The sequence below is a fragment of the Streptomyces flavofungini genome, assembly GCF_030388665.1.
Taxonomy (GTDB): domain Bacteria; phylum Actinomycetota; class Actinomycetes; order Streptomycetales; family Streptomycetaceae; genus Streptomyces; species Streptomyces flavofungini_A.
Genome location: NZ_CP128846.1, coordinates 3,437,934 through 3,457,157, shown reverse-complemented (window position 1 = coordinate 3,457,157; position 19,224 = coordinate 3,437,934). Strand labels below are relative to the sequence as shown.

Below are 19,224 nucleotides of genomic sequence, written 5' to 3'. Positions count from 1 at the left end.
GGGGCGCCCGGGCCGGGTGGTCCGGCGCGCCCCTCTCGGGGGCTGCGCCCCCAGGCCCGCGTGATCAACGCTCCGCGCCTCGTCCTCGAACGCCGGACGGGCTGAGATCTGCCCCCGCCCCGCGCTCTCGTCTTCACCTTGAGTGGTCCGCCAGTGACAGGAGCAGGTGTGCCGACTCCGGGCGCAGGTGGTCGGAGTGGGCGCCCGCCGGGCCGCGGCCGTGGGTGAAGACCTCGCTCGCGTCGACGCTGACGAAGCGGTGGTCGAGGGCGGTGCGGGGGTACGTCTCGGTGGTGGGGCGCATCCGGATGCCCGAGACGGGGGCGGGGGCCGTGCCGATGCCCGCGTGACCGATGCCCGTCCGCTTCTCGGCCCGCAGGTGCCAGAAGCCGGTGGCGCGGTCGGCCTGTGAGTACGTCGCCACCACCGGCCCGCGCAGCGGCGCCCCCGCGAGGGCGGTGAACGTGGCCGCGAAGGCGTCCCGTGCCGCCGCCATCTGCAGCAGCAGCATCGAGTCGACGGTGAACGGCCGCCCCGGTGGCGCGGGCGTGCTCCACCCCAGCGTCCCGCCGGGCGGCGCCGCGGCCCACTGCACCGCCTCGCACAGCAGCCGGCAGCCGAACGAGTGCCCGACGAGGTGCAGGTACTGGCCGCCGCGGGCGGCGAGGACCGGTGCGGCGCGCGGATCGTCCCGGTGGGCGTCCAGGTAGCCCAGGAGCTGGGCGATCACACGGGCCGCGTGGCCCTCGGTGCCCATCGCGTGGGCGCGGTCGCGGATGCGGCGGTAGCCGCCGAGGGACGGCAGGGAGCGCGACGGCCAGCGGACCAGGACCGACCACGGGGCGAAGTCCCGGTGTGCGGGGGTGGCCCGCCGAAGCCGCGGATACAGCTCCGGCCGCTCGTCCCGCTGCCGCTCCACCAGACCCATCAACGTCCGCAGCGCCCCCAGCGCCGACGTCCGCGAGGTCTGCCAGCCGTGGACGTACACGACGATGTCCGTCGCCCACGACGGGGGCGTCAGCCGCTGCGCGAGGTACGCGTCCAGGCCGGGCGGCGGCACGGGGCGCGGCCCTTCGCGGGTGGGCCGCAGGGGCCAGCCGGTCGCGTCGAGGTCGACGATGGCGACGTGATCGTTCTGGTTCACGCCGTGCGCTCCAGACGGCTGTCCATGCCGCTGTGCAGCGCGTAGGCGAAGCCCAGCGGGTTGTGGCAGGTGTCGGCGAAGTGCCGGGACAGGGCGTGCGCGATGTCGCCCGCCGTCTCCCGGCCGGTCAGGTAGCGGGTGACGAAGGCGAGCGCGTACTCGGCGGCGAAGCGCTGCGGCATCTCGATCTGCGGCCCGAGGATCCCGCTCGCGCCCGCGTCGAACAGGGCCCTGCCGAGGTAGGCCAGGTCCGCGTTGCCGGGGAGGCCCGCGTAGCAGGCGTTGAGCAGGACGAAGGGCCTGAACGGCACGCAGGAGCGCGGGGGCGGGCGGTGGGCGCGCAGGCTGTGCGCGTCGATGGCCCGCTGGTCGGTCAACTTCAGGACGAGGTACGGGGGTTCGTCGCCGGAAGCGGTGAAGTGGCCGTGGCACCAGAAGTACATCAGCTGCTCGTCGAGGAGGCTGTCGCCGAGGGCGCGTTCCAGCTGGTCACGGGTGGTGCGTTCGACGAGGTCGCCGCCCTCGGCGAGGGCGGTGGCGACGTCGGCGGCCCGGGTCAGGCCCTCCGCGTCGACACCCGTGTCGTGGTTGAGGCTGACGGCGGGGGCCGAGCGGGGCGGCGGGTCGCGGTCGTCGGCGACGCGGGCGTAGGCGTTGCCGCCGGTGTGTTCGAGCTGGTGGCGGTAGCCGAGGAAGCGGCCGAACAGGCCCGCGAGGCCGGTCTCAGGGCCTCCGTCCGGGGCGGCGGGCAGGCACAGCATCGGCCAGGGCAGGTACAGGTCCGAGTGGAAGCGGACGCGCAGGGGTTCGTCGCTGCTCAGGACGTCGGTCAGGAAGCCGCGGAAGAGTTTGAGCTCCTCCGCCTCGCCGCCGAGGAGGACGTCGTACAGCAACTGACTGCCGTCCAGGGCCAGTCGGGCGAGCGCTCCGCGCAGTTCGGCCGCGGGTTCGGCGGTCAGGTCGACGAGGGAGGCGTACGGGAGCGGGGTGCGGCCGGGGGCGGGGCGGCCGGACCCGTCCAGCGGCTGGAGCGCCACGAACTCGTCCTTCCACACCTGCCGCAGCCGTGCCGCGACCGAACGCACTTCGCGCGGGCGGACGTTGAGCGTCACCGTGTGCTCGGAGCCGCTGAGCGAGGGGACCGCGGGCCCGTACATCCGGGCCTGCACCGGCTCGTCCTCGCGGCGCGCGTCGAGGCCGACGACGACGTCGGGGTGGCGGATGACGTGCCGGGGGAGCCGGGTGAAGCCGAGGCTGGGGTCGTGCGTGACGCGCGTCGGGAGTTGGTGGGCCATGGGTCCTAGGCCCTCCGCAGCGCTTGGGGCGACGCGGCGTCCCGTGGGCCGCTCTCGCCGTCCGTGACGTCGATGTACGTCTCGACCTGTTGCAGGACGGTGGCCGTCGCGGAGTCCTCCACGGTGAAGAGCAGCCGGTGGCGGCCCGCCCGGCGCGGCGTGAACAGGAACTCGGCGCCGTCCGGGTCCCGGGGCGAGGGCTTGATCATCACGGCGCGCACGGGCTCCACGTCGGCGGCCGTGAGGGGCGTCGCCCGGGCGGTCAGCCACGGGAGGTCGCGGGCGGCGGCCGACCAGGGGTGTTCGGGGCCCGGTTCGACGCGCAGGGCGATGCGGGACGCCGTACCGGCGGTGGATTCGTCGTCGAGGAGGGTGAGGCGGATGTGGGAGAGGGTGGTGGGGAAGGGGGTGGCCCCGTCGGTGCGCGCGCCCGGTTCAAGGACGAGGTGGCGGGCGGTCAGGGGGATGTGCTCGGGGCGGCGGCCGCGCTCGAAGGCGCCTGCGCGCAGCGAAACGGCCCACGCCTGACCGTGGGAGTCGCCGATGGCCTCGAACCGGCGCTCGGCGTCCTGGTAGAGCCCCACCTCGGCCCAGAGCAGCGAACGTGCCGCCTCCCGCTGCCACAGCCGCGCCAGCTCCAGGGTGTTCCAGGCCTGGCCGTGGAGGCAGCCGGACCGCTGGAAGCGATGCATCGCCGATCGAAGCTGCTCCTGGGACTTCGGCGAGGTCGCGTGGCCGGCGGGCGGCAGGAGCGCGCGGCAGTGCTCGGCCCAGGCCTGGCCCAGCTGGTCGGGGAAGTCCCGCAGTTCCCACTCCGCCGTGCGCGCCAGGGACGAGGCCTCCTCCGGTTCGCCGGAAGCCTCGTGGGCCACGGCGAGATACAGGTACGTCCATCCCTTTCCCCGCGCGTCGCCGTTCGCCAGGTGAAGGCCGAGCGCCTTGTGCAGCTGGTGGTGGGCCTCGGAGTGGCTTCCGAACAGCATCTGGTTCCTGCCGAGTTCGGTCTCCGTCCAGGCGTGGCCCTGCCGGTCGCCCAGCTCCATGAACAGGTGCCGGGCGGCCTCCAGACGCTTCTGCGCCTCCTCCGGATCACCCCGCACCATCCGCAGCCGCCCGTAGTGGTGAACGGCCCACGCCTCGCCGCGCGCGTCCCCCCGCACCTGGTGGGCTTCCACAGCGCTCCGCAACAGCCGCTCGGCTCCCTGGAGTTCGCCCGCGTCGCACTGGACGGCGGCGCGGGTGTGCAGCGCCCAGCCGTCCGGCGGTACGGCGTCGGGGATCGCGTCGAGCGTGGCCGCGGCCTCGCGCAGCAGACCCAGGTGGCGCTGGGTGATCGCCGTGTGGACGGCGGCGCGCTCGGGGGTGAGGGTGGCCAGGGTTTCCAGGGCGGACAGGGGGCTGCCGGTCTCTCTCGCGGAGGCGGCCGCCACGAGCTTCAGCGGCTCCCAGTGGCCCGTCGCGCGCCAGTAGGACTGCTTGAGCCGCAGCAGCCTGAACAGGCCCTGGCGCCCCATCAGCTGGGGTTCGAGCCGGTCGAGCAGGGCGGAGGCGGTCGCGGTCGAACCGGCGCGGGCGAGGCGTGCCACGAGGTCGACGTAGGCGTCCGCGCCGTCGCGCGGGTCGGCGGTGCCGTCGAGCACCGCCTTGGCGAGGTCGAGGTCGAGGTCCCGATGGGGGCGGGCCTCTGGGCGCTGGGCCGGGCGCGTCCGGTACCACCCGTGCCTCGTCGCCTGGAGCTGTCCGCTCGCGTACAGGTCCCGCAGCGCCCTGCGGACCTGGCCGAGGGGCTGCGGCGCCGTCGGCCGCAGGGCGGCCGCCACCGGCGCGTTGACCTCGTCGCCCTGCCAGCGTTCGAGCGACTTCAGCAGGGCCCGGGCCAGTGGGCCGACCTCGGTTCCCCGGCTCTCCGGGCCCTCTGTCACCTCGTGGGCGGCCAACGGCACCTCGGGCACCTCGTGCGCGGCCTCGGAGACGGCCAGGACCCGGGAGTCCGTGCCCTGGACGAGCCGGTGGGCCATGCGCAGCAGTTCGGCTCCGGGCTCCCCGGCGGGCAGCCCGTCGAGCACCACCAGATGGCGCTCCTGCAGCAGCACGTCACGGCACGGCCAGGTCAGCGCCTCCTCGAGCCCGGCGGGCTCGGCCAGCACCAGTCGGTACAGGGAAACGGGCGGGCGGCCGCCGAGCAACTGCTCCAGGAGCGGCAGCAGGACGAGGTCGGGCGTGGTGCCTGCGGCCCCGAGCGACACCCAGCAGGGTGTGAACCGCGATGCTTCCTCTCCCGCGTCCCGCGCCAGGTGGGCCACCCGGACCGCCGACGAGTACGTCCCGGCGCCCGGCGTCCCGTACAGCTCCAGGACCGCCGGACCCTCCTCCCCGGCCTCCGGTCGCAGGAACGCCCGCAGCACGCCGGGCAGTTCCGCCACCTCACGAGGTCCGTCGTACGGCGACAGATCGTCCGGCAGCCACCCCTCCACGTACTCCACCCCCGCCCCTGACCCGCTCGACTCCTCACTATGACGCCCCGATCAAGGCGCGGTCACCGAAACCCCCATGATCTCCCGGGCGTGCCGGTCCGGTGTCATCCCGAGCCGCCACGCCTGCCACCCCGCGTCCAGCTCGGCGCCGCGTTCCAGGAGCAGCAGATACGCCTCGACGTACTGGTCGAGCTTGCCGTCCCGCAACGGGTGGATCGCGCGGGCCAGTTGGACCAGTTCCTCCTGGGCGACGGCCGTGCCGATCTCCCAGCCGCCGGGGGAGGCGTAGGGCAGGAGCGTGGCGCGCAGGAAGTGGGCCCAGTCCTCGCCGCGCCGGTCGCCGTAGGAGGCGAAGAGGGCGATGGCCTCGTCGCAGAGGGAGAGCGCGGCCTGCGTACGGGCGTTCCCGGCGTCGACGACGGCCAGCTCCAGGCACGTCCAGGCCTCGCCGTGGGCGACGCCGATGCGCTGGAAGTCGGCGCGGGCGTCCATCAGGAGCTGGCGGGCGAAGCCGGAGTTGCGCAGCGAGCCGGTCTGCGCGGCGCGCTGGTCGCGGGTGACGCGGGCCGAGTGGTGGCGGGCGCAGGCGAGGCCGTAGACGTCCCGCATGCGGGAGAACATCGTGCGGGCCCGCTCCAGGTCGCGGACGGCCTGTTCGAGGTCGCCGGTCTCCTCAAGGGCCTGGCCGAGGTAGTACAGGGACCAGGCCTCACCGCGGGCGTCCTCGTTGTCGCGGTGCCGGGAGACCGCCTGGCGCAGGCCGTCGACCGCGGGCGCCGGGTCGCCCGCGACGAGCCGGGCGCGGGAGAGCTGGGTGAGGGCCCACGCCTCGCCGCGGGCGTCGCGGGTGCTGCCGTACAGGTCGAGGGCGCGCCGCAGCTCCTCCTCCGCGCGCGGCACGTCGCCCCGGCGCAGACACACCTGGCCGAGCTGGAAGTGGGCCCAGGCCTCACCGTGCACGGACTCGCTCTCGCGGTGCAGGATCAGGGCGGTGCGCAGCATCTCCTCGGCCTCGCCGAGGCGGGAGCGGTCGCGTTCGACGGCGGCGAGCGCGTGCAGGGTCCAGGCGCGGTCGCCCGCGAGCTGCTCGGACACCTGCAGGTCGAGGGCCTCGCGCAGGCGGGCCGCGGCCTCGGACAGATTGCCCTGGTGGTGCAGGGTGATGCCGAGGGAGCCGAGCGCGCGGGCCGCGCCCGCGTCCTGGTGGGCCTCGAAGTACAGGTCGACGACGGACGACAGGGTGGAGCGGGCCTGGTCGAGGTCGCCGATCTGGCGGGCCGCTATGCCGGTGCGCCACTGCACGCTGCGCTCCATCCGGCCCTGCCCTGACCGCCCTCCGGCGGTGGCCCCGTCCTTCTCCAGGGACTGCGCGAACTCGCTGATCTCGCCGAGCCGGTAGAGGTCGCCGCGCAGCAGGCAGTAGTCGCAGAGGGCGCCGAGCAGGTTGAGGACGGCCTGCGGGTCGACGCCCTCCGCGTGCCGCAGCGCCGCCGTGATGAAGCTCGACTCGTCGTCGAGCCAGCGCAGCGCGGAGTCCAGGGACGTGAAGCCGTGCTGCCCGAAGTGGTCGGCGCGGGTGGAGGTCTTGCCGTCGACGAGGCGGATCACGGAGTCGGCGAGCTCGCCGTAGCTGACGATGAGACGTTCCTGCGCGGCGGTGCGCTCGCCGGGCTCCTCCTCGTCGGCGAGGCGGGCCTGGGCGAAGGAGCGGACGAGGTCGTGCAGGCGGTAGCGGTCGCCTCGGACGTGGTCGACGAGGCCCGCCCGGGACAGCGCGGTGAGCTGGCGGCCCGCCTCGGCCTCGTCGGTGGCGAGCAGCGCGGCGGCCGCGGCCGCGCCGAGCGAGGCACGGCCGGCGAGCGCGAGCCGTCGAAGGAGGCGGCGGGCGGGCTCCGCCTGGTCGGCGTAGCGCAGCGAGAGGGCGCGCTCGACGGGGGAGAGGGCGTCCGCGGGGCCGTACGCGGAGAGGTCGGCGACCAGCTCCAGCGGGGTGCGCGGCCCGAGCGAGGACCCGGCGGCGCGCAGCGCGAGCGGAAGACCGCCGCACAGGTCCCGCACGGTCTCCAGGGACGCCGCGTCGTAGGGCCCGGTCAGCTCCTCCGCCGAGCCGCGCAGCAACTGCTCGGCGCCCGCCGCGTCCAGCTCCGCCACCGGCAGGTGGTGCACCCAGGCGGGCAGGTCCTCGGGCAGGTCGAGGGGTTCGCGGGCGGTGACGAGGACGAGGCTGTCGGAGCGCTCGGGGATGAGGGTGCGGACCTGGTCGGGGTCGCGGGCGTCGTCGAGGACGACGACCACCTCAAGGCCCGTCAGATACTGGTGGTAGATCTCGCTGAGCCGTTTGACCTGCTTTTCCTGTGTGGAGCGCTCGCGGAACAGGAGCTGTTCGCGGGGCGCGCCGAGGCGGTTGAGCAGGTGCAGGAGCGCGTCGCGGGTCGACAGCGGCGGGGTGTCGGGGCTCTCGCCGCGCAGGTCCACCAGGCAGGCCCCGCGGAACTGGTCCTTCACGTCGTGCGCCGCCCGCACGGCGAGCGAGGAGCGGCCCGCGCCGGGCGACCCGTGCAGCACCACGACGGTCGGCTTGGTCTGGGTGCTGGCGCGCGCCGCGTGCACCCACTGCGCGATCCGGCCCAGCTCGGCCCGCCGTCCCGCGAACCCGGTGGCGGGCTGCGGCAGTTGGGCGAAGGACTGTTCGAGGACACTGCGCCGCCGGGCCGCCGCGCTCTTGTCGGTGCGGCGCAGCTGCGGCGCCGCCTTCTTCTGCCCGCCGCTCCCGCCGGCCACGCCGCCGCCGCTCGCCGCGTTGAGGACCCGCTGCTGGTCCAGGAACGGCCGGATGCCGCGCACCTCCAGGGCCGTCAGCCACTGCAGCCGCAGCTGCTCGGGCCCGCCCGGCTGGCTCACCGCGCCCGCGTGCCGCTGCGCCGCCGGGACGTGCGACGCCGTCACCTTCACCACCGTCGCGGCGGCGCCCGCCACCGCGACCGCCGCGCCCGCGCCGAGCGCCGTGCCGCCGCCCGTGCCGAGCGCGAGGTCGGCGGCCGTGGCCGCGACGGCGGCGACGGCCACGACGAGCAGCGGCGTGCCCGCGCCCTCCTTCGCGTACCGCTGCGCGAAGGTGAGCTGTCCGGCCGCCGCCTCGTCCAGGGCCCGGGTGTACGCCTCGTACTCCTCGGCCGCCGTCTGCGCCATGGCGTCGAGGCCGCCGCGCGCCCGTGACAGGAGGACCCCGCCGTCCGTGCGCCCGCCGGTGCGCCGGACCTCCTCCTCGACCGCCCGTGCCAACAGCCGCTCGGCTTCGGCCCGATGGCTGTCCCGCATGTGGTCCCCCTCCGAGAGCGGCACGTGCCGTCGACACGTGTCCGTGCGTGTGCCCCACGTAGGGGTACGTCTGCCCCGTACCTCTACATGTACGTGTCAGTGTCCTGCGTACGTGGCGCCGGCGCGAGGGAGTCGGCGGATCAGGGGCCGCTGTGCGCGAGGATGGGGCCATGCCGAACCGACTGGCCCATGAGACGTCCCCCTACCTCCTCCAGCACGCCGACAACCCCGTCGACTGGTGGCCCTGGTCGGCCGAGGCGTTCGCCGCCGCCCGCGAGCGCGGGGTGCCGGTGCTCCTCTCCGTCGGGTATTCGAGCTGCCACTGGTGTCATGTGATGGCGCACGAATCGTTCGAGGACGCGTCGACGGCCGCACTCATGAACGAGCACTTCGTGAACATCAAGGTCGACCGCGAGGAGCGCCCCGACGTCGACGCCGTCTACATGGAGGCCGTGCAGGCCGCGACCGGACAGGGCGGCTGGCCCATGACGGTCTTCCTCACCGCCGACGCCGAACCCTTCTACTTCGGCACCTACTTCCCGCCCGAGCCCCGCCACGGCATGCCGTCCTTCCCGCAGGTCCTCGACGGCGTGCGACGGGCGTGGACGGACCGGCGCGACGAGGTCGGCGAGGTCGCCGGGAAGATCACCCGGGACCTGTCGGAGCGTCAGCTCGCCGTCGGGGACGGCGGCCGCCCCGGCGAGGAGCAGCTGACCCAGGCGCTCCTCGGCCTGACCAGGGACTACGACGCCACCCACGGCGGCTTCGGCGGCGCCCCCAAGTTCCCGCCGTCCATGGTCGTGGAGTTCCTGCTGCGCACCCACGCCCGCACCGGCTCCGACGGCGCCCTGCAGATGGCCGCCGACACCTGCGAGCACATGGCCCGCGGCGGCATCTACGACCAGCTCGGCGGCGGCTTCGCCCGGTACTCCGTCGACCGCGAGTGGGTCGTGCCGCACTTCGAGAAGATGCTGTACGACAACGCCCTGCTGTGCCGCGCGTACGCCCACCTGTGGCGGGCCACAGGATCGGACCTGGCGCGCCGCGTCGCCCTGGAGACGGCCGACTTCATGGTCCGCGAACTGCGCACCAACGAGGGCGGGTTCGCCTCCGCCCTCGACGCCGACAGCCCCGACGCCGCGGGCAGGCTCGTCGAGGGCGCGTACTACGTGTGGACGCCCGCGCAACTGCGCGAGGTCCTCGGCGAGGACGACGGCGACCTCGCGGCCGCGTACTTCGGCGTGACCGAGGAGGGCACCTTCGAGGAGGGCGCCTCCGTGCTCCAGCTCCCCCGGGGAGAGGACGGCACGGTCACCGACGCCGGCCGGATCGCCGGCATCCGCGAACGGCTCCTGGCCGCCCGCGCCGAACGGCCCGCGCCCGGCCGCGACGACAAGGTGGTCGCGGCCTGGAACGGCCTCGCCATCGCCGCGCTCGCCGAGACCGGTGCCCTCTTCGACCGCCCCGACCTGGTCGCGGCGGCCGTCGCGGCGGGCGACCTGCTCGTCCGCCTCCACCTCGACGACCGCGCCCGGCTCGCCCGCACCTCCAAGGACGGGCACGTCGGCGCCAACGCCGGGGTCCTGGAGGACTACGCCGACGTCGCCGAGGGCTTCCTCACCCTGGCCTCCGTGACCGGTGAGGGCGTGTGGCTGGAGTTCGCCGGGTTCCTGCTCGACCACGTCCTCGCGCAGTTCGTCGACGCGGAGTCCGGGGCGCTGTACGACACGGCGGCGGACGGGGAGCGGCTCATCCGGCGCCCGCAGGACCCCACGGACAACGCGGCCCCCTCCGGGTGGACCGCGGCGGCGGGCGCGCTCCTGTCGTACGCGGCGCAGACCGGCGCGACGCCCCACCGGGAGGCGGCCGAGCGCGCCCTCGGCGTCGTCGCGGCCCTGGCACCGCGCGCGCCGCGGTTCATCGGGCACGGGCTCGCCGTGGCGGAGGCCGCCCTCGACGGGCCGCGCGAGGTGGCAGTCGCCGGTGAGGTCGGCGGAGCCCTGCACCGCGTTGCCCTCCTGGGGACCGCGCCCGGCGCCGTCGTCGCCGCGGGGCAGCCGGACGGCGAACTCCCGCTGCTCGCGGGGCGGACGCTCGTGGACGGGGAGGAGACGGCGTACGTGTGCCGGGGGTTCGTCTGCGACCTGCCGACGACGGACGCGGAGGAGCTGGCGCGGGCGTTGGGGGTGTCCCGGTAGCGCGAACGCTGCCCGGGGGGGCCGGGGGGCGCGATCCGTCAGCGGACCGTCAGCGGCCCCGGCCGGCATCGACTGCCACGGTGGGCGCGCTGGCCCCGGGTCCTGACGGGTCGCTGTGGCTCGGCGGCGACATCGAGGGCGGGAGCGCGTACTTCTTCGCGCGGCTCCCGGCGGCTTCCTGACCGCGGCGGCCCGGGGAGGCGTCAGCCCGGCGGCAGCGCGACCGTGCCCTCCGACGCGGCGACGGCCTGCCGGACGATGGACTGGAGGCGTTCGTGGTGGGCGCCCCGCCAGTACACGCGGGCGCAGTCGCCGCACTCCGCGAACACGTCGTACGTCCCCCGGGTGCCGCCTTCGAGCCGCTCCGCCACGTCCTCCTTGGTGGCGGCCCGCAGCGTCCCGTTGCAGGCCGTGCAGCGCGTCCACGGCCGCAGCGGCGGCGCGAACCGCTCCAGGACGTCACTGAGCTGGTCCTCGGGCCGGTCGCTGTAGACGTACGCGCCCGCCCACAGCTCACGGCGGCGCAGCAGCCCCCGGTCCCGGCTCAGGAGCACGCGGCGCTCGGCGGCGGAGCGGGCGGCGAGGGCGGGGTCGCCGATGTCCGTGCTCTCGTACGCGGTGTCGACGCCGAGCAGCCGCAGGCGCCGGGCGAGGGTGCCGAGGTGCACGTCGAGCAGGAAGCGCAGCGGTTCCTCGGCGGGCTGCTCGTCCGGCCGCACCCGCTGGGGGCGCGGCACGCAGCGCACTTCGACGCGCTGTCCCGCGGCGGGCACATGTCCCGCCGGGACCTCGTGGCCGTCCACGACGAGCGCGCCGACCTCGGTGAGGGGGACGCCGAGCGACTCCACGACATGCCCCAGGGAGGACGCGCCGTCGGTGACGGCGGTGGTGGTGCGGCCGCGGCGCTCGTGCGGGACGAACAGGGCCAGGTCTGGGGCGAAGTCGATGAGGATCTCCGGACCGTTCATGGGGCCCAGGATGGCATGTTCTGGCGGGGGCGCCTCTGGGTTTGTGGGTTGCCGTTCTCGGCTGGGGCTGCGCCCCTTTCCCCCCATGTTGGCGCTTCGCGCCTCGTCCTCAAGCGCCGGACGGGCTTGATTTGTCCCCCCGTCAGATCGGACGTGCTGGTTCGTGCCTCGTCCTCAAGCGCCGGAGGGACTTGGTCTGTCTCCCCCGTCAGATCGGACGTGCTGGTTCGTGCCTCGTCGCCTCGGGTGGGGCGGACCGTTGCCCGCCACACCCCTACGCGTGCTGGTACGCCACCATCGAGATCCCCACGTAGTGCACCGCGAACGCCGCCAGGGTGAAGGAGTGGAAGACCTCGTGGAAGCCGAACCAGCGGGGGGAGGGGTTGGGGCGTTTGAAGCCGTAGACGACGCCGCCGACGCTGTAGAGGATGCCGCCGACGATCACCAGGACCAGGACGGCGATGCCGCCCGTGCGCAGGAAGTCGGGGAGGAAGAAGACGGCTGCCCAGCCCATGGCCAGGTAGCAGGGGGTGTAGAGCCAGCGCGGGGCGCCGACCCAGAAGACGCGGAAGACGATCCCCGCGGCGGCGGCCGCCCAGATGCCCCACATCAGCCACTGGCCCTTGGCGTCGGGCAGGAGGAGCAGGGTCAGTGGGGTGTAGGTGCCCGCGATGATCAGGAAGATGTTCGCGTGGTCGAGCCTGCGCAGGACGCCGTCCGCGCGGGGGCTCCAGTCGCCGCGGTGGTAGAGCGCGCTGACGCCGAACAGCAGGCAGGCCGTGAGGACGTAGATCCCGCACGCTATGCGGCCACGGGTGGAGTCGGCGAGGGCGGTCAGGAAGAGGCCGGAGACGAGCACCGCGGGGAACATCCCGGCGTGCAGCCAGCCGCGCAGCCTGGGCTTCACCGGGTGGACGGGCGCGGGCGCGTCGGCCGTGGTTTCCGGGGCGGGGCCGCTTGCGGGGGAGTTCACGAGCGCGTCGGGGACGGGTGAAGTCATGGGCGGCATCGTACCTACGGAACCGTAAGTTAGGTGTCAAAGACGAGGTGGGCAGAGCTTACTAGTGGTGAGGCTCACGGTCACGGGGTGGGAGAAGTGCGGTGGCCGGGAGTGGCAATGCTCACGCCGCTCAGTTGTGAGGCACTCTGGACAGATGCGCATATGCGTCGGATGATCAAATGAGTGCGGTCGGCACCGGATGAGCGCCAGGAAGATCGAAGCAGTGAAGCATCCGGGTCGCAGCCCCCACGGGGCCCCAACCACAAAACCCTCGTATAGGAGCAATCGTGGCGCGCGATATCGCGGCTCCCCTGTCAGTGACGTCCTTGGACACCGTCCCCACCGACCACCAGGGGCTCGTCTCCTGGGTGAACGAGATCGCCGAACTGACCCAGCCGGACAGTGTGGTCTGGTGTGACGGCTCCGAGGCCGAGTACGAGCGCCTGTGCGAGGAGCTCGTGGCCAAGGGCACCTTCAAGAAGCTGGACCCCATCAAGCGGCCCAACTCCTACTACGCGGCCTCCGACCCGACCGACGTCGCGCGCGTCGAGGACCGCACGTACATCTGCTCCGAGAAGGAGGCGGACGCCGGGCCCACCAACCACTGGAAGGCCCCCGCGGAGATGCGGGAGATCTTCTCCGGCACCGGCGGCGAGGGCGGGATCTTCCGGGGCTCCATGCGCGGCCGCACGATGTACGTCGTCCCGTTCTGCATGGGCCCGCTCGGCTCGCCACTGTCCGCGATCGGCGTCGAGATCACCGACTCCGCGTACGTCGCCGTGTCCATGCGCACCATGACCCGCATGGGCCGGCCGGTCCTGGACGAGCTGGGCTCCGACGGCTTCTTCGTGAAGGCCGTGCACACCCTCGGCGCCCCGCTGGCGGAGGGCGAGGCCGACGTGCCGTGGCCCTGCAACTCCACCAAGTACATCTCGCACTTCCCCGAGGACCGCGAGATCTGGTCGTACGGATCCGGCTACGGCGGCAACGCCCTGCTCGGCAAGAAGTGCTACGCCCTGCGCATCGCGTCCGTCATGGCGCGCGACGAGGGCTGGCTCGCCGAGCACATGCTGATCCTCAAGCTGACACCGCCGACCGGCGAGTCCAAGTACGTCGCCGCCGCCTTCCCGTCGGCCTGCGGCAAGACCAACCTGGCCATGCTGGAGCCCACGATCTCCGGCTGGACCGTCGAGACCATCGGCGACGACATCGCCTGGATGCGGTTCGGCGAGGACGGCCGCCTCTACGCGATCAACCCCGAGGCCGGCTTCTTCGGTGTCGCGCCCGGCACCGGCGAGCACACCAACGCCAACGCGATGAAGACCCTGTGGGGCAACTCCGTCTTCACCAACGTCGCCCTCACCGACGACAACGACGTCTGGTGGGAGGGCATGACCGAGGAGCAGCCCAAGCACCTCACGGACTGGAAGGGCAACGACTGGACGCCGGATTCACAGACCCCGGCCGCCCACCCCAACGCCCGCTTCACCGTCCCCGCGTCGCAGTGCCCGATCATCGCGCCCGAGTGGGAGGACCCCAAGGGCGTGCCGATCTCGGCGATCCTCTTCGGCGGCCGTCGCGCCTCCGCGGTGCCGCTGGTCACCGAGTCCCTGAGCTGGAACCACGGTGTCTTCCTGGGCGCGAACGTCGCCTCCGAGAAGACCGCCGCGGCCGAGGGCAAGGTCGGCGAGCTGCGCCGCGACCCGTTCGCGATGCTGCCGTTCTGCGGCTACAACATGGGCGACTACATGGCCCACTGGATCAAGGTGGGCGCGGCCGCCGCGCGGACGGAAGGCGGCCAGTCCAAGCTGCCGAAGATCTACTACGTGAACTGGTTCCGCAAGAACGCGGAGGGCAAGTTCGTGTGGCCCGGCTTCGGTGAGAACTCCCGCGTCCTGAAGTGGATCGTCGACCGCCTGGACGGGCGCGCCGAGGGCGTCCAGACCCCCATCGGCATCCTGCCGACGCCCGCGTCCCTGGACACGGAGGGCCTCGAACTGCCCGCCGCCGACCTGGAGTTCCTGCTCACGGTCGACAAGGAGGTCTGGCGCGAGGAGGCCGCGCTCGTGCCCGAGCACCTGAACACGTTCGGGGACCGCACCCCGAAGGAGCTGTGGGACGAGTACCGCGCCCTGGTCGCCCGTCTGGGCTGACCCGATCCGTGTGTGACACCCGGGCCGCACGCCGCTCAGGCGCGCGGCCCGGGGTCGTTCAGGCGGCGCCCACGAGGTGGGCGGCGGCCGCGTGCGCGTCCATGCGCTCGGCGGCCAGGATCGCCGCGCCCGTGTCGGCGCGGGAGGCGGCCACCACCAGGGCGCGGCCCGCGAGGGCGTGCGCGCGCTGGTGCAGGCCGGACACGTGCGGCTCGTGGATGGCGGCGACCACGCCCGCGCGGACCGGCGGCAGCCCGCCGCGCAGCCGGGCCACCTGGGCCGCCAGCTGCTCGGCGGCGGCGTCGAGGTCCGGCGATGGGGTGAGCCCGCGCAGCTCGTCGGTCACGGCGAGCAGTGCGGCGAGGTGCCCGGCGAGCTGGATGTCCAGCTCCTCCTCGCGGGAGCGGTGCGGGAAGTCGCCCGGGTCGGCCATGGCATGGACCGACTTGGTACGGATCGGCTCGTACATGAGATGGCCTCCAAGCGGGTTGCTTGAAAGCCATCCTAGCTTAGATTCTGTCTAAAGTTGAGTCGATCCTGGAAAGCGGTGATCAAGGACGCCCGCGCACGCGGGTCACGGCTGGCTGTAGCCGTCCAGGAAAGTGCCGATCCGGGTCACCGCGTCCGCCAGGTCCGGCGCCGTCGGCAGCGTCACCACGCGGAAGTGGTCGGGCTCGGGCCAGTTGAAGCCGGTGCCGTGGACCACCATGATCTTCTCGGCGCGGAGCAGGTCGAGGACCAGCTGGCGGTCGTCCTTGACCTTGAAGACCTTCGGGTCGAGCCGCGGGAAGAGGTAGAGGGAGCCCTTCGGCTTCACGCAGGTGACGCCCGGGATCCGGGTCAGCAGGTCGTACGCCGTGTCGCGCTGCTCCAGGAGGCGGCCGCCCGGGAGCACCAGGTCGTTGATCGTCTGCCGGCCGCTGAGCGCGGCGACCACGCCGTGCTGGCCCGGCATGTTCGCGCACAGGCGCATGTTCGCCAGGATCGTCAGGCCCTCGATGTACGAGGCGGCGTGGGCCTTCGGCCCGGAGACCGACATCCAGCCGACGCGGTACCCGGCCACGCGGTACGCCTTCGACATGCCGTTGAACGTGAGCGTGAGCAGGTCCGGGGCGATCGCGGCGGTCGGCGTGTGCGTGGCGCCGTCGTAGAGGATCTTGTCGTAGATCTCGTCCGAGCAGACCAGGAGGTTGTGGCGGCGCGCGATGTCGGTGAGGGCGCGGACCATCGCCTCGTCGTAGACCGCCCCGGTCGGGTTGTTCGGGTTGATGATCACCATCGCCTTGGTGCGGTCGGTGATCTTGCGCTCGATGTCGGCGAGGTCGGGCATCCAGTCGGCCTGCTCGTCGCAGCGGTAGTGCACGGCGGTGCCGCCGGAGAGGGAGACCGCGGCGGTCCACAGGGGGTAGTCGGGCGCCGGGACCAGGACCTCGTCGCCGTCGTCGAGCAGGCCCTGCATGGCCATCACGATCAGCTCGGAGACGCCGTTGCCGATGAAGACGTGCTCGACGTCGGTCTCGATGCCGAGCGTCTGGTTGTGCATGACGACCGCGCGGCGCGCCGCGAGCAGGCCCTTCGCGTCGCCGTAGCCGTGCGCGTCGCCGACGTTGCGGAGGATGTCCTCCAGGATCTCCGGCGGGCACTCGAAGCCGAAGGCCGCGGGGTTGCCGGTGTTGAGCTTGAGGATGCGGTGGCCCGCTGCTTCCAGGCGCATCGCCTCCTCGAGCACCGGGCCCCGGATCTCGTAACAGACGTTGGCGAGCTTGGTCGACTGGATCACCTGCATCCCCCGAGGGTATCGGGCGGGGGCGCCTTGGGTGGGGAGAGCTCGGTCACCTGTGCCTGTTGTCGGGCGCGGGTCCGTCCGGGTTGCTCGCGCCCCGCGGCGGAGCCGCTGATGCCGCAGCCCCGCGCCCCTGGCCGTACGTCCCTCGGGCCGGACGTGGCTGCACGCGGTCTTGTGGTGGCGTCGGCGGGACCTAACAATGCGCATGACAAAACTGAGGGCTCAAGAGGCCTTCGGTCATGCAGTCATCAGAGGGGACCCCCACATGAACAAGCCTCTCGTCGGAACCGCGCTCGCCGCCGTACTCCTCGGCGCCGCGAGCGTGCCCGCGGCGGCCGTCAGCAATGACGCGCCGTCGGCCGACAAGCGGACGGCTGCCGCCGTCAAGGCCCCGGCCGCCAAGGCCGTGAGCTTCGCCGGCACCGTGGCGCTCAGCAACTGTTCCGGCTCCGTCGTCCGCGTACCGTCGTCGCAGCCCACCGACCCCGCGCTCGTGATGTCCAACGGACACTGCCTGGAGACCGGCTTCCCTGCCCCCGGCCAGGTCATCGTCGACCGCGCCTCGTCCCGCAGCTTCACGCTCCTGAACGCGAGCGGCGGGAACGCGGGCACCGTGCGCGCCAGCAAGATCGCGTACGGCACGATGACCGACACGGACGTCTCGCTCTACCAGCTCACCAGCACGTACAAGGACATCGAGACCCGGTACGGGATCAAGGCCCTGGAGCTGGACTCGGCGCGTCCCGCGCAGGGCAAGGCCATCACGGTCGTGTCCGGGTACTGGAAGCGGATGTACAAGTGCAACGTCGACGGCTTCGCGTACCGGCTGAAGGAGGGGCGCTGGACCTGGAAGGACTCGGTCCGCTACACCTCCGCGTGCCAGACGATCGGCGGTACGTCGGGCTCGCCGGTGGTCGACGACGCGACCGGCAAGGTCGTCGCCGTCAACAACACCGGCAATGAGAACGGCGAGCGCTGCACGGACAACAACCCGTGCGAGGTCGACCAGAACGGCAAGGTGACCGTCCGCCGGGGCATCAACTACGGCCAGCAGACCTACACGATCGTGCCCTGCGTCGGCGCCGGCAACAAGATCGACCTGAACCGTCCGGGCTGCACGCTGCCCAAGCCCTGACCCTCCCGGGGATCAGCTCCCGGTCCGGCGCACGGCGCGTCCCGCGAGAACGTCCGTGCGCCGGCCGTCCTCGATCACGAACTTCCCGTCGATCAGGACGTGCGGGATGCCGACGGGGAGCGTGCGCGGCGCCTCGAACGTCGAGCCCGCCGCGACCGTGTCCGGGTCGAAGAGGACCAGGTCGGCGCGGTAGCCCTCGCGGACGAGGCCCCGGTCGGGCAGCCGGAGGCGGGCGGCGGGCCGTGAGGTGAGGTGCGCGACGCACTCCTCCAGGGACAGCACCTCCAACTCCCGTACGTACTTGCCGAGGTACTGCGGGAACGTGCCGTACGCCCGCGGGTGCGGCTTGAATCCCTGCAGGATGCCGTCGCTGCCGCCCGTGTGCACCCGGTGGCGCATGATCGCCCGGACGTTCTCCTCGTGGCCCACGTGCTGGAGGATCGTCGAGCCGAGCCGGTCGCTGATCAGCAGCCGCCGGGCCGTCACCCACGGCTCCTCGCCGCGCATGTCCGCCGACTGCTGGATGGTCTTGCCCACGCAGGAGGCGAGACCCGGGTCGGAGACCCCCGAGATCTCGATGGTGTCCCACTCGATGGGCACCCCGTGGCATCCGTCCGCGCCGATGACCTCCATGTGGTGGCGGATCCGCGCGGCCGTGTCGTCGTCCTGGAGCCGGGCGAGGACCGCGTCGGGGCCGCCCTCGCTCGCCCAGCTCGGCAGCATCGCCACGAGCGTCGTGCAGCCGGGCGTGTAGGGGTAGGTGTCCAGGGTGATGTCGGCTCCGGCCGCGAGCGCGTCGTCGAGCAGCGCGAGGAGGTCCGGCGCCTTTCCCTTGTTCACACCGAAGTTCATGGTGGCGTGGGCCAGGTGGAGGGCGCAGTCCGCGGAGCGCGTCAGCTCCACCATCTCCTCGTACGCCTCCAGGGCGCCCGCGCCGTAACTGCGGTGGTGGGGGCAGTAGTAGCCGCCGTACGACGCCACCACACGGCACAGCTCGGTGAGTTCGGCGTCCTTCGCGTACATGCCCGGGGTGTACGTCAGGCCCGACGACATGCCGACGGCGCCCTCGCGCATGCCCTGCGCGACCAGCTCCCTCATCCGCTCCAGCTCGGCCGGGGTGGCCTCGCGGTCCTCCCAGCCCATCGCGTGCATCCGGACCGTGCCCTGCGGGATCAGGTACGCCGCGTTCACCGCGATGCCGCGGCCGCCGTGCGCCCCGTCCAGGTGGTCCAGGTACTCGCCGACGGTGCGCCAGTCGAAGTCGATGTCGCTCCCGTCCCCGTTCCAGCCCGTGATGGCCTGGCGGACCTGGGCGAGGGTGCGGTCGTCCACCGGGGCGTACGACAGGCCGTCCTGGCCGATGACCTCCAGGGTGACGCCCTGGGCCGCCTTCGCGCTGTGGTCGGGGTCGCGGAGGAGGGCGAGGTCGCTGTGGGCGTGCATGTCGATGAAGCCGGGGGCCAGGGCGAGCCCTTCGGCCTCCACGGTTCTTGTGCCCGCCGCGGCCGTCGGGCGGGGGCCCTCGCCCTCTCGGTGGATCCCGGTGATGCGGCCGTCTTCCATGGCCACGTCGGCTCTGTACGAGGCGTCGCCGGTGCCGTCGATGAGGCGGGCTCCGCGGATGACCAGGTTCATGGTGGGGTGCCTTTCTGCTGGTGCGGGGTGGTGTCCTTCGCGGGGCGCCCCAGTCCCGCCCCTTCTCCGATCCCGGGGCTCCGCCCCTGGACCCCGGGGGTGGGCGTCCCCTTAGGGC

Annotated in this window: 12 protein-coding genes; 3 read left to right on the top strand and 9 right to left on the bottom strand. The window is 73.2% G+C overall.

Features of this window, described 5'->3' with window-relative positions; genetic code table 11:
* Positions 1–133: 133 nt before the first annotated feature.
* The 4 genes from QUY26_RS13845 to QUY26_RS13830 are packed head-to-tail and all read right to left on the bottom strand — an operon-like array spanning position 134 to position 8,231.
* Positions 134–1,144: a hypothetical protein gene (locus tag QUY26_RS13845; RefSeq protein ID WP_289946465.1), complete on the bottom strand. Its 1,011-nt coding sequence runs from the start codon at positions 1,142–1,144 to the stop codon at positions 134–136.
* Positions 1,141–2,439 (bottom strand): CHAT domain-containing protein, encoded by a 1,299-nt coding sequence (locus QUY26_RS13840; protein ID WP_289946463.1) that lies wholly within the window; start codon positions 2,437–2,439, stop codon positions 1,141–1,143. Before QUY26_RS13840 ends, QUY26_RS13845 begins: the two co-directional genes overlap by 4 nt.
* Before the next feature lie 5 nt (positions 2,440–2,444).
* Entirely contained in the window at positions 2,445–4,922 is a 2,478-nt protein-coding gene (locus tag QUY26_RS13835) for a hypothetical protein (protein WP_289946461.1), read from the bottom strand.
* Positions 4,923–4,964: 42 nt separating this feature from the next.
* Positions 4,965–8,231 (bottom strand): tetratricopeptide repeat protein, encoded by a 3,267-nt coding sequence (locus QUY26_RS13830; RefSeq protein WP_289946459.1) that lies wholly within the window; start codon positions 8,229–8,231, stop codon positions 4,965–4,967.
* A 170-nt stretch (positions 8,232–8,401) separates the two neighbouring features.
* On the opposite strand from QUY26_RS13830, the gene QUY26_RS13825 reads away from it, so the two are divergent.
* Positions 8,402–10,429 carry a thioredoxin domain-containing protein gene (locus QUY26_RS13825; RefSeq protein WP_289946457.1) on the top strand — a complete coding sequence of 676 codons (2,028 nt, stop codon included), beginning with the start codon at positions 8,402–8,404 and terminating at the stop codon, positions 10,427–10,429.
* A 203-nt stretch (positions 10,430–10,632) separates the two neighbouring features.
* Here the strand turns inward: QUY26_RS13825 and QUY26_RS13820 are convergent, their stop codons facing one another.
* Both QUY26_RS13820 and trhA read right to left on the bottom strand, forming a co-directional pair.
* Complete coding sequence (locus QUY26_RS13820; protein ID WP_289946455.1) at positions 10,633–11,397, bottom strand: Mut7-C RNAse domain-containing protein; 765 nt, start codon at positions 11,395–11,397, stop codon at positions 10,633–10,635.
* Between the two features lie 274 nt (positions 11,398–11,671).
* A complete protein-coding gene (gene trhA, locus QUY26_RS13815) occupies positions 11,672–12,397 on the bottom strand; it encodes a PAQR family membrane homeostasis protein TrhA (protein ID WP_289946453.1) in 726 nt (241 codons plus the stop codon).
* Positions 12,398–12,684: 287 nt separating this feature from the next.
* Here trhA and QUY26_RS13810 point away from each other — a divergent pair, with 287 nt between their 5' ends.
* On the top strand, positions 12,685–14,550 hold the full coding sequence (locus tag QUY26_RS13810; protein WP_289946452.1) for a phosphoenolpyruvate carboxykinase (GTP): 1,866 nt from the start codon (positions 12,685–12,687) through the stop codon (positions 14,548–14,550).
* Between the two features lie 58 nt (positions 14,551–14,608).
* On the opposite strand, the gene QUY26_RS13805 is transcribed toward QUY26_RS13810, so the two are convergent.
* Complete coding sequence (locus QUY26_RS13805) at positions 14,609–15,019, bottom strand: hypothetical protein (protein ID WP_289946451.1); 411 nt, start codon at positions 15,017–15,019, stop codon at positions 14,609–14,611.
* 105 nt (positions 15,020–15,124) lie between these two features.
* Complete coding sequence (locus tag QUY26_RS13800) at positions 15,125–16,336, bottom strand: pyridoxal phosphate-dependent aminotransferase (protein ID WP_289946450.1); 1,212 nt, start codon at positions 16,334–16,336, stop codon at positions 15,125–15,127.
* 265 nt (positions 16,337–16,601) lie between these two features.
* On the opposite strand from QUY26_RS13800, the gene QUY26_RS13795 reads away from it, so the two are divergent.
* On the top strand, positions 16,602–17,471 hold the full coding sequence (locus QUY26_RS13795) for a S1 family peptidase (RefSeq protein ID WP_289946447.1): 870 nt from the start codon (positions 16,602–16,604) through the stop codon (positions 17,469–17,471).
* A 12-nt stretch (positions 17,472–17,483) separates the two neighbouring features.
* Here QUY26_RS13795 and QUY26_RS13790 read toward each other — a convergent pair whose 3' ends face one another.
* Positions 17,484–19,106: an N-acyl-D-amino-acid deacylase family protein gene (locus QUY26_RS13790; RefSeq protein ID WP_289946445.1), complete on the bottom strand. Its 1,623-nt coding sequence runs from the start codon at positions 19,104–19,106 to the stop codon at positions 17,484–17,486.
* Positions 19,107–19,224: the final 118 nt, after the last annotated feature.